Origin of the sequence: Parabacteroides vesiculifaciens, from assembly GCF_049860805.1 — a bacterium.
Taxonomy (GTDB): Bacteria; Bacteroidota; Bacteroidia; order Bacteroidales; family Tannerellaceae; genus Parabacteroides.
Genome location: NZ_CP187555.1, coordinates 2,469,473 through 2,484,717, shown reverse-complemented (window position 1 = coordinate 2,484,717; position 15,245 = coordinate 2,469,473). Strand labels below are relative to the sequence as shown.

General features: G+C 48.7%; 9 protein-coding genes. 8 read left to right on the top strand and 1 reads right to left on the bottom strand.

Features of this window, described 5'->3' with window-relative positions; translation table 11 throughout:
- The first annotated feature begins 450 nt into the window (after positions 1-450).
- The 3 genes from ACPYIV_RS10140 (at position 451) to ACPYIV_RS10130 (ending at position 8,761) form a co-directional block, all read left to right on the top strand.
- Positions 451-4,317 carry a T9SS type A sorting domain-containing protein gene (locus tag ACPYIV_RS10140; protein ID WP_425886454.1) on the top strand — a complete coding sequence of 1,289 codons (3,867 nt, stop codon included), beginning with the start codon at positions 451-453 and terminating at the stop codon, positions 4,315-4,317.
- Between the two features lie 3 nt (positions 4,318-4,320).
- Complete coding sequence (locus ACPYIV_RS10135) at positions 4,321-7,773, top strand: InlB B-repeat-containing protein (protein ID WP_425886453.1); 3,453 nt, start codon at positions 4,321-4,323, stop codon at positions 7,771-7,773.
- Positions 7,774-7,909: 136 nt separating this feature from the next.
- On the top strand, positions 7,910-8,761 hold the full coding sequence (locus ACPYIV_RS10130; RefSeq protein WP_425886452.1) for a fimbrillin family protein: 852 nt from the start codon (positions 7,910-7,912) through the stop codon (positions 8,759-8,761).
- Positions 8,762-8,832: 71 nt separating this feature from the next.
- Here ACPYIV_RS10130 and ACPYIV_RS10125 read toward each other — a convergent pair whose 3' ends face one another.
- On the bottom strand, positions 8,833-9,669 hold the full coding sequence (locus ACPYIV_RS10125; protein WP_293734312.1) for an OmpA family protein: 837 nt from the start codon (positions 9,667-9,669) through the stop codon (positions 8,833-8,835).
- Positions 9,670-9,763: 94 nt separating this feature from the next.
- Here ACPYIV_RS10125 and nrfH point away from each other — a divergent pair, with 94 nt between their 5' ends.
- Genes nrfH through ACPYIV_RS10100 form a run of 5 tightly spaced genes read left to right on the top strand, consistent with a single transcriptional unit; the run spans position 9,764 to position 15,238 of the window.
- Positions 9,764-10,354, top strand: coding sequence for a cytochrome c nitrite reductase small subunit (gene nrfH, locus ACPYIV_RS10120; protein WP_301705196.1), 591 nt, complete (start codon positions 9,764-9,766; stop codon positions 10,352-10,354).
- 24 nt (positions 10,355-10,378) lie between these two features.
- Entirely contained in the window at positions 10,379-11,866 is a 1,488-nt protein-coding gene (gene nrfA, locus ACPYIV_RS10115; protein WP_293739496.1) for an ammonia-forming cytochrome c nitrite reductase, read from the top strand.
- Position 11,867: 1 nt separating this feature from the next.
- A complete protein-coding gene (locus tag ACPYIV_RS10110) occupies positions 11,868-13,106 on the top strand; it encodes a cytochrome c biogenesis protein ResB (RefSeq protein ID WP_299363557.1) in 1,239 nt (412 codons plus the stop codon).
- A gap of 1 nt (position 13,107) precedes the next feature.
- Positions 13,108-13,902 carry a cytochrome c biogenesis protein gene (locus tag ACPYIV_RS10105; RefSeq protein ID WP_293739494.1) on the top strand — a complete coding sequence of 265 codons (795 nt, stop codon included), beginning with the start codon at positions 13,108-13,110 and terminating at the stop codon, positions 13,900-13,902.
- 25 nt (positions 13,903-13,927) lie between these two features.
- Positions 13,928-15,238, top strand: a complete 1,311-nt coding sequence (locus tag ACPYIV_RS10100) for an alginate export family protein (protein WP_425886451.1) — start codon at positions 13,928-13,930, stop codon at positions 15,236-15,238.
- The last annotated feature ends 7 nt before the right edge of the window (positions 15,239-15,245 follow it).

The window sequence follows — 15,245 nt, the reverse complement described above, 5'->3', positions numbered from 1 at the left end:
CAAGGTACAGGAGGTGGTTTGTACCTTGAATCTTCAGAGGGTGCTCAGGGGGCTTACCTTTTATTCAAACTGACAAAACCTGAACAGATTGCTAAATTCCAGTTTGAGGCTGGTAGGACATCTGATACTAATGATTATGTTCTGGGATCAGATGGGAAACTTTGGCTTCCTTTGGATGAAGCAATAAGAGAAGGAAATAAATACTCTTATTTTATATATTATGGTGCTGATGGCTCATCTGCAGGAGAAGTTATTGATTATACAATCTCTGTTCACAGTGAGAGTGTCGATGCGGATCCGTTAGCAACATTTACCGGCAGTGTGGTAGTTGTTAATCCTGTCGAATTAATCCCTTCCATAAAAAAGATTAGAGGAGAAGTTAATGATGGTATTCAATTCTCTATAACGCTAAGAGGGGGTGACACTTTTACAAACCGTGAAAATCTCGTATTGAGAATTAGTAATAATAACAGTACTGTTTTCAACCTTACTTCAACAGATGAGCAGGCATTACAGTCAGAATATAATGGGTGGTGGATTCAGGTTGACAAGGTTATGGCCGAGACTACCTATTCCTTTAATCTGAGTGCGAATCAAGAGGTTAATGATGAACTTTATGTCAGCTTACGAGAAAAAATAGAAGGAACGGAAGAAATAGAAATACCTAACAGTTTGCATATACCGGTTCAAATACCATATTCGGTGTCGGAACAGGACGTTAAAGGCTTACAGGCAATAGCCAATGCTAACAGTAGCCAAGAGTTGAAAGACTATGTAGCAAATAAGGGTTGGCTGACGCAGGGTGAGGGAAGTCAGGATGTTGCTGTCTATACACGCTGGAATGAAAAAGTTTCTCCTGCACAATTGAGCTCTTTGTCATTGAACAACCTCGGAGAGGGACTGACCGCATGGAGTAGTGATGTCTCTTTTGACGCGTTACAGGACTTGAGTATACAGAATTGCGATGTCGCTTCTTTGGATTTAACTTCTCTTGGAAATTTGAGTTCATTGTCTATATATAATACTAAAATCAGTACTTATTCAGATGTGAAGTTGCCGGAAAATCCGGGCTTGTCTGTATGGGGTAGGATGCCAACCAAAGCAATCGGCACACCTGTACAGGGGCAAGAAGAATATCTGTGTGAAATTCAGGCTGGCGATACAGTAGATCTATCGGAATATGCAGCACAGGATGGTGTGAAGTTTACTTGGTATAATAATTCACATATGGAAATAACATTGAAATCAATTTCTGAAGGTGTCTTTATTTTACCGTCAGAGATAGAGAACTATGTGACTTATTCTTGTGAAATATCAACTACAAAATATCCTAATTGGATTTATGAAACCAAACAGATCCGCCTGGGCCGTGGACCTGTCAATTATAATCCTGATGATATAAAGCTCTTGAAAGCACTTGCTACGGCCAATCCGGATTGTGAGGAGTTGCGGATGTTTGTTGCCGATACCGTGCAGGGTTGGACAGAATCCTGGCCGGACAGTTATTGGCTAGACGAAAACCGGAAGGTGGCTGTCGATTGGAATAACGAGACCCCGGCACGTATCTCCAAACTGCGTGTACGGTCTATGAAAACGGTTACTTCGTTAGATCTTTCCGGTTTCACGGAGTTGGAATATCTGGATTGCGTAGAGCTAAACCTGACAAAGTTGGATTTGTCCAAGAATACGAAGTTGCAGTCTTTGTATGCTTCCGGTAACTACCAGACGTTGAGTGAAGTTGATTTGTCAAAGAATACGGAATTGCGAGATCTGGACCTCTCGTCAAGCCATGTGCTTAAAAACTTGGATATCTCTAATTGCCGGAAGCTTACTTACCTGGATGTATCTGCTTGCTATGATCTGGAAACGGATCTGGCGGGACTTCCATTAGTTACGTTGAGGATGGACAATACCTCTAAGTTGGAACGTTACGCAGTAAATCCTCCTTCAACTATTCAATCTTTATATTATACCGGGACCGATTATCCCGCTTTGGATTTATCGAAATATCCGTCTTTAGTGGGATATGGTGTACCTAAGCAGGTGACAGAGCTGGATATTACCAATACAAATATTCGTAATATGGGAGTAAGTGGCTCCGGTTTGAAGTATTCTACTCTGAAAGCAAAGGATGGAATTTATGTTGGTGGTGGAACTATGATGCCTGTTCCAGGCTTCGATTTAAATGTATTTGATGAATATGTAATCGAAAATGGTGATACGGTAGACCTTTCTTCCGAAGCGGTAATGGGTGGGATCGCTTCTGTTTATACTTGGGTAGACAACAAATCCAGAACTGAAGTAACGGATGCGTTTCTTCCGGTAAAAGACAGACCAGGGGTGTTTGTTGCAAATGGTAAGCCCGGTAAGAACTATTTCTGTATTATCACAAATGAAAAATATACCGGAGACGGTTGGACGATTAACAGTTGGAGCGGTTGGCGTCTTGAAACTTATCAGATACAAATCCAGACTCCTCCCGCAACTTACGATACAGACGAAGTTGCTGCCCTGAAAGCGATCGTGGATGGTTGTAAGAGCCCCTCATTAAAAGCTTGGTGGGACAGTGAGGCATGGAAAAACGGGTATTATTTGGATGATTGGCGTTTCAATGCATGGTGGATGTTGGATCAGGAAACGAATACATACCATTTGTCCGACTTACAGCTTAATAGTTTGCAGGATACTCTTACTACATTAGATGTCTCTGCATTTGAGGGATTAACCGCTCTGTCTTGTGAAAGTTCCGGCTTGACAAGTTTGTCAGTCGCTGAAAATGCCAACCTGGTAGTTCTCTCTTGCGGCTATAGCCCTGAACTGACAACGCTTACATTGCCTGAAGATAAAACACACTTGGAATTTTTGCAATGTGACGGCTGTACGAAGCTCGAAACATTGGATGTCGCCGGATATACAAATCTTATAAGCCTGAGTGTACGCTCCTGTAAATTTGAGTCGCTGGAGCTATCGCAATTGTCAAAACTGGAATACCTCTGGTGCAATGGTATGGAGTTGGATGTTGATGTTAGTAGCCTTCAGAAATTAAGGGGATATGGTGTACCAAGAAACGTTGAATCATTTGATATGAATACACTGGATTCATTGCAGACTTTAGACCCTACTTATTCGAAACTCAAGTTCTCGACTGTAAAGTTGAAGGAGGGGAAACTCTGGTCCGGAGGTTATTATTCGACCAGTTTGCCGATAGAAGGATTCAGATCTTATGCTTCGGGAGTAACCCGTTATTTGGTACCTGCCGGCCAGCCTATCGACCTTTCATCCGAAATGTTAATAGGTAGTAAGGCTTCGAAAGTGAAATGGACCGCTTATGACCGTGATACAGAGGCAGAAAAGGCAATGCAGGTAACCGGTGAGGGCGAGTTTACAATATCTGGCCGTGCAAAAGATCGCTTTGAAGCAATTATCACCAACGAGACCTTCCCGGGTTGGGAGATGTCTGTCTGTGGCGAATTTTATACCCGTGACGGAGATGCCAACCTCGATGATAAAGTGGATGTCCGTGATATTTCAGTTACGGCAAACTGGATATTACAAAATGAAAATGTTCTTCCTAATTCTGATTTCGGTTGGTATGAAGCAGACGTGAATGTCGATGATAAAATAGAAATTGCCGATATCACAGGTATAGCCAATTTGATTATGGGTAAGCCGGTGACAAAGAGCAACGATTTGCGTAGCGAATTTGTTCCGGTCGTTTGCCTGACCGCAGAAGATGGCTTCCTTTGCATGGAAACAGATATTCCGGTCGCCGGCGTGCAATTGTCACTGACCGGTATGGTAAAAGCAGAGCCGTTGTTGGGTAAGGCTGCCAGCTTTACACAAGCTTCCTATGCCGGCGATACGCTCCGTATGCTTGCTTATAGCCTGAAGGGAGAAACGATTCCCGCAGGTAAGACTACCCTGATGAGGTGGCCGGAAGGTGCACGTCTGGCTGGCGCTGCCTTCTCTGATGCGCAAGCCCGTAGCCTGAAGGTTGAAACAAGAGGCGATATTGCGACATCGAACGAGAAGATCGGCCTGTCTTCTTACGACCGTATCCTCAACTATCCGAATCCGTTCCGGGGAACGACTACTTTGGTTTACCAGTTGGATGAACCCGTCGACAATGCATTTATCCAGGTATATGCACTCAACGGTTCATTGGTCGATGTAGTGGAAGGTTTGGGTACGCAGGCAGGTGAGAACCGCTTTGTCTATTCAACCCGTCTTACCGGTGGTACTTATATCTACCGTCTTGTTACTCAAAAGCAAGGGGTTACTACATACAGTAAGTCTAACACATTTATGATTAAGTAAGTTATGAATACACATACAATAAAGAAAAGTTTGACTATGGGGTTACTGCTGCTATCGGCAGCAGTAACTGCCACCGCCCAGAATATCTGGAAAACGGAGGCGATAAGCGTAAAGTCCGGAGAGAAACCGACTATCCAGTTGGCACTGGAAAATACCGATTCTATAACGGCGTTGCAGTTTGATCTGGCTATTCCGCAAGGTATGACATTGGATCTAAGTTCTGTCACTTTGAACAGTGAGCGGATCGAAGGGCATAGTTTGGAAAAGGAGCAGATTGGCGAGACGAATGTGTATCGCTTTCTGTTGCACAATACGGATAATAAGGCGTTGAAGGAGAAAAGCGGAACGTTGATTTCGCTTCCTGTCACAATCGATGCAGGCTTCAAAAGCGGCGCTCTGGCTATGTCGAACGTCGTTATGACCAATAAGAAGGCTGAGAACCTCTCTTATTCAACCCAGTTCGGGCTGATTTTGTTGATTACGAGGCAAAAGGTCGTTCTGTCTGTTTCAGGATTGGAACAACGGGTGAATAAGGATAAAGCTGCAGAAATAACTTTTTCTACTGTTCCGGCAGAGGTTGAAGCAAAAATAACACCGGCCTATTATAAGAATCCTGCTTGTACGGAAGCAGCCGATGAAGGTTCGAGAAAAGCAGCCGGTACATATTATGTCACCTTCGCTTATGCAGGATGCGATACACTCGAAGCATTAAACGATACCATGACAATGATTGTCAGCAACAAGCAGAATATTGATTTTAAAGCAGAAGGAACAATACTCCCGACCGCTTCGACCATTATGCAGGGACAACCTTTGTCTGCATCTATTTTGTCAGGGGGAAAAGCCTCTGTGATTACCAGTGCAGGGGCGAGTCCTCTACCCGGTACTTTTGCCTGGACAAACGGAAATGAACCGGCAACGGCAACAGGTGCTTATAGCATCACTTTCTCTCCCGACGACTACGCCAACTATGTCACGAAAGACACCGTTATCAATCTGACTGTAATCCCCGTCTATCAGGTATTTGTCAGCCAGCCGGAAAACGGTTCTATCTCGGCAACCGGCATGAGTAGCGACAACCGTTATGCAAAAGGACAAACATTGTCCCTGAAAGCTATACCGGCTTCCAACTATCAGTTTGTAAAGTGGTCGAACGACGTGAAGACCGATGCCACAACCTGGGAAGTAAATGGAAATGGAACGATCTCTGCCGTCTTTGCCCCGATCACCCGTAAGGTGATGATCGAAGCCGGGGAAGGTGGGTCGCTTTCTATTACTGCTGATGGAAAACCGGTTACATCCGGCAGCTCTTTGATACAAGGCTCGGAATTGAATATTATGGCAACTCCGGAAACCGGTTATAGCTTGGATGGATTGACTTTGAATAACAAATCCTTCTCTTCCGCTAAATATATATTGGGAAAAGAGGATGTCACATTTAAAGCTACATTTGCAGAACTGGTAAACGAATATCCGGTTACGGCAACCGCAACGAATGGTATTGTCCGTTTGTACAAAAACGATGGAACACCGATTCCATCCGGTACTGCATTGCCAGACGGTACGCCCTTCAAAGTCATTCCGTTTGCGAATGCCGGTTACGAACTGTCTGCCCTATGGATCGATGGGGAGAATGTGACAGGAGAAGAGGGCGTATATTCAGGAATGGTTGATGGAGAAACGACAGTGTTAGCTACTTTTAAACCGAAAGAGTATGAATTATCGATAGCGGGTACAACCGGTGGTTCTGTCTCTGTAAAGAATGGAGAAGGCAATGATTTGAGCAATGATGGTAAAGTCAAATACAACTCTTCAGTAGTGATCGGCCAACCGACAGCAAATGCTGGATATAAATTCATCTCCCTTATTGCTAACGGTCAGCGGATCGAACAGTTCCCTGCGACTTTGACAGTCAGTGGAGATCTTGCCATCACCGCTACTTTCGAAGAACTGACAACGATTATGGACAAATATATCATCAACACCAAACAGACCTATACATACAACGGCCAGTATAAATCCTTCATCATTCGTACAAGCCAAACGCATGCAACGGATTTCAATGTTGCGTATGAAAAAGGAGGAAGCGTTGTAAGTGGTGTTCCTATTAATGCCGGTACTTACGATCTGACTATTACCCGTCCGGCAGATGATATCTATAAGGCATATACTTCCGATGCTGACTATTTTAAAGAGAAGCTGGAGATTGCCAAAGCGAAGATTGCGGTGACGGAAGCTCCTAAAATAGAAGATGGTAAGATAACAAATTACGGAAATACAACTCTTGGTAGTGATACGACCCTAAAGGTAGAACAAAATGGGAATGTCTGGAAGTTTAGTTATACACCGAAGGATGGTAAGAAGGATAATTATGACGGTACAGTCTATTACCTCTCTACAGGTACGTCTCGGATAATAACAATTTCCGGAGCTGCACAATTACGTTCTACAGGAACGGATCCGGAACCCGCAGGTTATGTCCGGATATCTAATGGTGGGAAGGTTTATACACCAGATGAGTTGAAAAGTGAAATAAAAGAAGGCATAGAAATTACAGTAGAAGCCGTACCGGATGAAAATAGCCGATTTGTAGAATGGAAGGAAGGAGCTCCTGAAGGTAAAAATAATCAACCGTCTTTTACAACAACGGTAAATAGTAATATGATCTTTACCCCTCGTTTTACATTGAAGGAAAATGTGGAAGTATCATTATCTAAAACGTCGTCGGAGTATGGTGAGGCGCATGATATTACATTATCCTCAACAATTGAAAACGCCCAGATCTCAATTTTTAAGGATGAGGAATGTACTCAACCTGCTGAATTGAAGAATGCCGGTTCTTACTATGTCCGTATTTATCGTCCTGCAACAGATGAGGCGAATGAGATAAATAAAGTTTTCCTTTACACCATTAATCGGGCTACCCCTACACCTGACGCACCTGCAACCACCGATATTGCTGCCGGTGAAACACTGGCACAGGTACAAATGTTGGGAGGTAGCGCAGGTAGTGTAGCCGGAACATTTAGCTGGAAGGATTCGGCAACCGTAGTAAAGGCCGGAACGAACACATATCCGGCAGTCTTTACCTCTGCTGATCCGAATTATGCATCAGTCGAAAATGTGCCGGTTTCTATTACAGGATTATCTGCAACCAAGTCCAATGATCCGGGTCCTGGTCCTGATCCGACGCCAGATCCTGATCCGGAAAATCCGGATGTGCCTACCAGCATAGAAGAGATTGCATCTGAAACGCAGATTGTCGTTAACGATGGTTCTTTACTGATTTATCCTTGTGTACCGGTTGATGTTGCCGTTATTTCTATAGATGGCAAATATATTTTCCGGGATAAGGTAGGGAAAATGGTAAACGTGCGTATTCCGCAACCAGGTGTTTATATCGTAAGCTTTATGAATGAAGGGAAGAGGGTTTCGCGTAAAGTCTGTGTCTTGTAGAATTTAAAGTTCATAATTAGAAGAAGGTATGTTTCCCAAAGAGGCATACCTTTTCTATTCAGGCAATTTTACTTCATAATTAATTGCTATCTGAAAATAAACGCTACATTTGTGGAAATTAATAAATTATATTATTATGAAGTTACTTCAATATTCAATGGTTATTTTGGCTTTGTTGGCCTTTAATGCCTGTTCGGACGATGACGATCCGGGTATTCCGGAAGCGTCGAGTGCAATAAGCTTTAAAACATCTGACATTTCGTTGCAATCGGATGCCCCTGTCGGCGTTTTGCTTTTGGGAACGGATGCAGAGGCGGAAAACCAAGTGAACAAAAAGTATGAAGCGAAGCTGGATAAAGGCACGCTCTATTTAGAACCTGCGGATGTTTCGAATGCGGTTATGCTGCCTGCCGGTGCTTCGGCATTTAATGTCTTCACGTATCATCCGTATTCCGATCAGTTGGATAAGGAGAGCTTGTCGCTTCCTATAGATCTTACGGATCAGGGGGAATGGTATGATACGGGATTCAAGACAAGCAAAGGTGTTTCCGTATCGGCCCCTGTTGATACGGCTGTATGGGTAGATCTGAAGGATTGCCTTTCTTCGTTAAGAATATCTGTCCGCAAATCAAAAGGGGATGCTACGGAAGTCGTTAAATTGACGAAAGACAATATATCCGTGTCTAATGTCGCTTTGTCGGGAAGTTATTCTTTTAAGGATAATAAGTTTACGGATAAAAAGGTTTCTGAGAAATATACCTTTGCCCTATTTGACGACGAAGGAGCGGCGAAAGGAGTCTTCTTACCGGGAGACGAGGCTGTTGCGATCACGTACAAAGATGAAAACGGGAAGATAATTACCCTCACGCAGATAGGTGGCGATGGTGTAGACGGGAAGACGGATATCCGTTTGGCTGCCGGATACAGGTTCGATATTACGATCACGGTAGAGGGCGATCAAGTGGAGGCTATCGCTTCCGGCGAATGATCAGGATAGATTGGATTTAAAAGGAAAGGGGAGACGGATGCTTGCGGGCGATGTCTCCCCTTTCTTTTTGCTTACTGGTTCAACATCCGGTATAACTTATCCAGTTTCGGAGCCATGATGATTTCCGTGCGGCGGTTTTTGGCGCGGCCGTCGGGATTCTCGTTGTCGGCAACCGGCATGAATTCGCCACGGCCGCAAGGCTGTATCTGCAAAGGATTGACACCGTAGTCTTTTGTCAGGATGCGGACGACCGAGGTAGCACGGATGACACTGAGATCCCAGTTATCTTTGAACTGCGCGGTGTTGATCGGCTTGCTGTCGGTATGGCCTTCGATATAAACGTCGATGTCGGATTGCTTGTTGAGGACTTCGGCGAGTTTGGCCAAAGCCTCCTTACCCCGTTTGTCGACACGGGCGCTTCCCGACTCGAAAAGGAGCTTGTCCGACATGGCGACATAGACTTTCCCGTCTTTTTCGCGGACGGTCAGCTCGTCGCTACTGAAACCTAAGAGAGCGTCCTTCACGCTGTTCAGCAAGCTCTGCACCCGTTCGTTCTGTGCGTTGATCATGTCTTGCAGCTCGTTGATCGTGCGTTCGCGTTCATCCAGTTCGCTCATCTTCTGGCTTAGAAGGGAATTCAGTTTTTCCTGCTCCGTCATGTTGGTGCTGAGCATGCTTTGATAGTTGCGGATGTTCTTGCCCATACGGGAGGTGTCCCGTTCAAGTGCGGCAAGACGCGAGGTGAGGCCGTCGTTATTGTCGCGGCAGTTCACAAGCTGGTTCTGCAGGTCGTCTCCCCGGGCAATAGCTTCCAGACGCCCGTTCTCGGCCAGCAGATACTTTTTCTTCGTTACACAAGAAGTGCAGACAAGCAGTGCGGAGACTGCTACTAATAGAACTTTTTTCATCGTATAAATAATTTGGGCGAATGTAATATTTATTACACATTACTTGTACCGGGTTTAGGATATTTGCGAATAATTAAACTATAATTAAGGCAGTATGAAAATAAGAGAAATAATCGACATGGTACTTCCCACGCGGCGGGTGAGGCTGTTCGCTGTCGTAGCAGCGGGAGTCGTGTGTGGTCTCGGAGCCTATACCGTCTTTGCCTCCAGAGCCTGGAGTTACCTGTCGGATGATCCGTCGGGCTGTGTGAATTGCCATATCATGGCTCCCTACTATGCCACCTGGAACCACAGTTCGCATAGCCGCAACGCTACCTGTAACGATTGCCACGTACCCCACCAGAGTTTTGCCAGGAAATGGCTTTTCAAAGGCATGGACGGCCTGCGCCACGCGGCGGTCTTCACTATGCGCGGCGAGCCACAGGCCATCCAGGCACTCGACGGCAGCGCGGGAGTCATCATGGACAACTGCATCCGTTGCCATACACAACTGAACACCGAATTTGTCAGCACCGGCCGTATCGACCACGAAATGGCGCTCGCCGGAGAGGGCAAAGCCTGTTGGGACTGTCACCGGGACGTGCCTCACGGCGGGACGAACAGCCTGTCGTCCACCCCGAACGCCCTTGTGCCCTATCCGAAGACAAACACGCCGCAATGGCTGAAAGATATGCTTACAGAATAACCGATAAATTAAAATACAACAGATATGGAAAAGAGATTAAAATCATGGCAAGGCTGGTTATTGTTCGCCGGGACAATGGCCGTAGTTTTTGTTTTAGGCATGTTGGCCTCCTCCGTCACGGAGAGAAGGGCGGAGATTGCCAGCGTCATCAATAACAAGAAGACGGAGATAAAAGACGTTGAAGGAAGAAACGAATTGTTCGAACCGAACTATCCGCGTGAATACCAGACCTGGACAGAGACGGCGGACACCAGTTTTAAAAGCCTCTACAACGGCAATCAGGCTGTGGACGTCCTTGAACAGCGTCCCAATATGGTTGTCCTCTGGGCCGGTTACGCCTTCTCCAAAGACTATTCGACCCCACGCGGCCATATGCACGCGATCGAAGATATGCGCCACACCCTCCGCGTAGGCTCGCCCATGACGGAAGAAGACGGCGGTCCCCAGCCCGCCACCTGCTGGACCTGTAAAAGCCCCGATGTGCCTCGCATGATGCAGAGCATCGGAGCCGAGAACTTCTATAAGAGTAAATGGTCTGCTATGGGCAAGGAAATCGTGAACCCGATCGGCTGTGCCGACTGCCACGAGCCTGAGAACATGAACCTCCGCATCAGCCGTCCCGCCTTGATCGAAGCTTTCCGGCGCCAGGGCAAGGACGTGACGAAAGCCACCCCGCAGGAAATGCGTTCGTTAGTCTGTGCACAATGCCACGTGGAATATTACTTCAAAGGCGACGGCAAATACCTGACCTTCCCTTGGGATAAAGGTTTCACGGTGGAAGACATGGAAGCCTACTACGACGAAGCCGGTTTTGCCGACTACAAACACAAGCTCAGCCGCACCCCGATCCTGAAAGCTCAGCATCCGGACTACGAACTCTCGATGATGGGCATCCACGGACAACGCGGCGTCTCCTGTGCCGACTGCCACATGCCTTACAAGAGCGAAGGCGGGGTGAAGTACAGTGACCACCACATCATGAGCCCGCTCGCCATGATCGACCGCACCTGCCAGGTATGCCACCGCGAAAGCGAAGAAACCCTGCGCAATAACGTCTACGAACGCCAGAACAAGGCCCGTGAGATGCGCGACCGCTTAGAAACCGAACTGGCAAAGGCCCATATCGAAGCCAAATTTGCGTGGGATAAAGGAGCGACCGAAGAACAGATGGCCCCCGTACTGCAACTGATCCGCCAGGCACAATGGCGCTGGGACTTCGGGGTAGCCTCTCACGGAGCCGCCTTCCACGCCCCGCAGGAGATTCAGCGTATCTTAGGCAACGGGACCGACAAAGCCCTGCAAGCCCGCTTGGCAGTCTCGAAGGTATTGGCTAAATTAGGCTATACGGACGACGTCCCGATGCCCGACCTGTCGACCAAAGAGAAAGCCCAGCAGTACATCGGCTTAGACATCCCTGCCGAACGCGCACAGAAAGAAAAATTCCTGAACACTGTCGTACCGAAGTGGCTCGAAGAAGCTAAGGCAAACAACCGTTTGGTAAAAAACAGCTGATATGTGGAATAACCCCTGGAGATATGCGGAAGGTTGCGCGATAGGCGCCGGTTTGCTGATAACCGGCCTTGTCCTGCAACTCACGACCGGCAAGGTGGATGCCGCCCTGTTCCGGTATCCCGTCAACCTGTTGGCCGGCGGCGCCTATCTCGCCCTGATCCTCGTCCTGCATCTTCTAAGCCGGAGAAGCACAGCCCTGCGCTGGTTCTCCGGGTTGGAAGCCAGTATAACATCCTTGTGTTTTTGGTTGGTATTAGTCATTCTGATGGGGCTCACGCCGCAAGTGGCCCCTACAGAATCTCTTTCCGGAGGGTTGATCGCCCGCCTGGGGTTCAACCAAATGACCACCTCTTGGCCGTTCATGCTCCTGTTCCTCTATATGCTGACGGTCTTGGGATTGGTGACCCTGCGCCGTCTGTCCCGTTTCCGGCCGAAAGACATCCCCTTCACCCTGAACCATGCCGGCCTGTTCATCACGCTCTGGGCGGCGATCCTGGGGAACGGTGACCTGAGACGACTGCGTATGCCCGTGACCGAAGGAGCCGCCGAATGGCGTGCGACGGATGAAACCGGCGGCCTGGTCGAACTTCCGCTTGCCATCGAACTGAAATCCTTCACGATCGACGAATACCCGCCTAAACTCATGGTGATCGACAACACGACCGGCAAGGCGCTGCCTGAAGGACAGCCCGCCAACCTCCTGGTGGAAGAAGCCCCCCTCACCGGCGACCTGCTGGACTGGACGTTGGAGGTGACTGGCTTCATCCCGATGGCCGCCTGCGTCGCGGATAAGGACACGGTGAATTTCGTCGGTTTCCAGACCGAAGGAGCGACCTCCGCCCTCTATGTGAAAGCGCTGAACCGCAAAGACGGGAGCCGCCGCGAAGGATGGGTAAGTTCCGGGAACTATATGTTCCCCTACGTCACCCTGCCGCTCGATACTGGCACCGTCCTCGTCATGCCTGAACGCGAGCCGAAACGTTTCGCCTCGGAGGTGACCGTCTACACACAAGACAAACAAAAGAAAGACGCCCTGATCGAAGTCAACAAACCCTTCTCCGTCGCCGGATGGAAAATCTACCAGCTCAGTTACGATGAGACGAAGGGAAAATGGAGCGAAACGAGCATCTTCGAACTGGTGCGCGACCCCTGGTTGCCGGTAGTCTACGCCGGAATCATGATGCTGCTGGCAGGGTCCGTCTGCCTGTTCGTCTATGCACCGAAGAGAAAGGAAAACTGATATGGATTGGAGTCATTTTATCTATTTTGCATTCCCCGCTCTCCTCTGTTGGGGAGCCGGCGCCTGGATGGCCTATCGCCCGGAACGCTTCGGGCGTGCCGTTGCTTTCAACCTGTTGGGGCTGGCCGTCTTTTTCGTCTTTATCATTGGTATGTGGATCTCATTGGAGCGTCCGCCCCTCCGCACGATGGGCGAGACACGCCTTTGGTACTCTTTCTTCCTTCCGGTAGCCGGACTGATCACCTACGTCCGCTGGCGGTACAAATGGATCCTCTCGTTCAGCACCCTGCTTGCCGGCGTGTTTATCTGCATCAACCTCCTGAAACCGGAGATACACAACAAGACGCTGATGCCTGCCTTGCAAAGCCCTTGGTTCGCCCCGCACGTCATCGTCTATATGTTCGCCTACGCCGTGCTGGGTGCTGCTGCCATCTTCGCCTTTTACCTGCTTTTCCGGCGCAAAGAGGCCGGAACCGGTAGCGACCGGATGGATCTCTGCGACAACCTCGTCTACGTGGGGACCGCTTTCCTGACCATCGGGATGCTCTTCGGCGCCCTCTGGGCGAAAGAAGCCTGGGGGCACTACTGGAGTTGGGATCCGAAAGAAACCTGGGCCGCCGCGACCTGGCTGGGCAACCTCCTGTACATCCATTTCCGGCTTCACCGCCAGACGCGCCACCGGGCCGCACTTGGATTGCTGCTCTTCTCCTTTGTCCTTTTGCAGGTCTGTTGGTTCGGTGTGAACTACCTGCCATCCGCACAAGGAAAAAGCGTGCACACGTATAATATCGAATAGTCATAAACTTAAAAAAACAGATCATATGAAGAAACTAATGTTCCTGCTTTCCGGGCTCGTCCTGTGGAGTTCCGGCATCCTTCGTGCCGAAGAAAAAGAAAATAAAGATGCGAAAGAGAACACCTTCTCGATGAACATCCAGATACGCCCCCGGGCCGAATACCGCAACGGCGTCCTCTTCCCCCGCAACAAAGGCGACGAGGCGACGGGCTTTATCAATAACCGCGCACGCCTCACGATGAACTACGGGCGCGACAACCTCTCGATCGGCCTCTCCGCCCAGCACGTAGGCGTGTGGGGACAAGACCCACAGATCGACAAGAACGGCCGCTTCATCCTCAACGAAGCCTGGGCACAACTCGATTTCGGCCACGGTTTCTTCGCTAAGCTCGGTCGCCAGTCTTTAGTGTACGACGACGAACGCATCCTCGGCGCACTGGACTGGAATGTGGCCGGACGTTACCACGACGCCCTCAAACTGGGTTACCGGGACGATGCCAACCAGTTCGACCTCATCCTCTCCTTCAACCAGAACGACGAGAAGACGATCGGCGGGACTTACTACGCCCCCGGCGCACAGCCCTATAAGACGATGCAAACGCTCTGGTACCAACATACGTTTAGCCCCGATTTCCGCGCCTCTTTCCTTTTTATGAACTTAGGCATCGAGCCGGAAGATCCCGAAACGAAAAAAGCCGATACGAAGTATATGCAGACCCTCGGCACGAACCTCTATTACCTGCCGGGCAATTGGACCTTCGGAGGGACCTTCTATTACCAGTTCGGCAAGACCGTCGCCAACCGCGACATCTCTGCCTTCATGTGGGCTGTCAACGCCGCCTACCAGATCGATCCGCGTTGGAAGATCGGCATCGGCAGCGACTACCTGAGCGGTGCGGGCAATGATCCTGACGGCAAGTACAAAGCCTTCGACCCGCTGTACGGGACCCATCACAAGTTTTACGGCGCGATGGACTATTTCTACGCCTCCAAATTCATCGACAAGAACACGAATCCCGGCCTGTGGGACAACCAACTGTCCGTCGCCTACAAGCCGTCGAAGAAAGTGAACCTCTCGCTCGCCTACCATTACTTTTCCATCACCGGAGACGTCTACGACAGCAACAAGACGAAAGCAAGCCGTGGCCTCGGCTCTGAACTTGACTTCCAGGTGGACTGGCAGATCATGAAAGATGTGAAACTTTCGGCCGGCTACTCGACGATGCTTGCCGGTGAAACGATGGAACTCGTCAAAGGCGGCCACCCGTCGAGCTGGCAGGATTGGGGATGGCTGTCGTTAAATATCAATCCGCGCGTATTTATGACGAAGTGGTGAATGGCTT

Bases quoted from the DNA above. Each gene is read 5' to 3' on its own strand.
- ACPYIV_RS10135 (WP_425886453.1), top strand. From the start codon at position 4,321: ATGAATACACATACAATAAAGAAAAGTTTGACTATGGGGTTACTGCTG.
- ACPYIV_RS10130 (WP_425886452.1), top strand. From the start codon at position 7,910: ATGAAGTTACTTCAATATTCAATGGTTATTTTGGCTTTGTTGGCCTTT.
- ACPYIV_RS10125 (WP_293734312.1), bottom strand. From the start codon at position 9,669: ATGAAAAAAGTTCTATTAGTAGCAGTCTCCGCACTGCTTGTCTGCACT.
- nrfH (WP_301705196.1), top strand. From the start codon at position 9,764: ATGAAAATAAGAGAAATAATCGACATGGTACTTCCCACGCGGCGGGTG.
- nrfA (WP_293739496.1), top strand. From the start codon at position 10,379: ATGGAAAAGAGATTAAAATCATGGCAAGGCTGGTTATTGTTCGCCGGG.
- ACPYIV_RS10110 (WP_299363557.1), top strand. From the start codon at position 11,868: ATGTGGAATAACCCCTGGAGATATGCGGAAGGTTGCGCGATAGGCGCC.
- ACPYIV_RS10105 (WP_293739494.1), top strand. From the start codon at position 13,108: ATGGATTGGAGTCATTTTATCTATTTTGCATTCCCCGCTCTCCTCTGT.
- ACPYIV_RS10100 (WP_425886451.1), top strand. From the start codon at position 13,928: ATGAAGAAACTAATGTTCCTGCTTTCCGGGCTCGTCCTGTGGAGTTCC.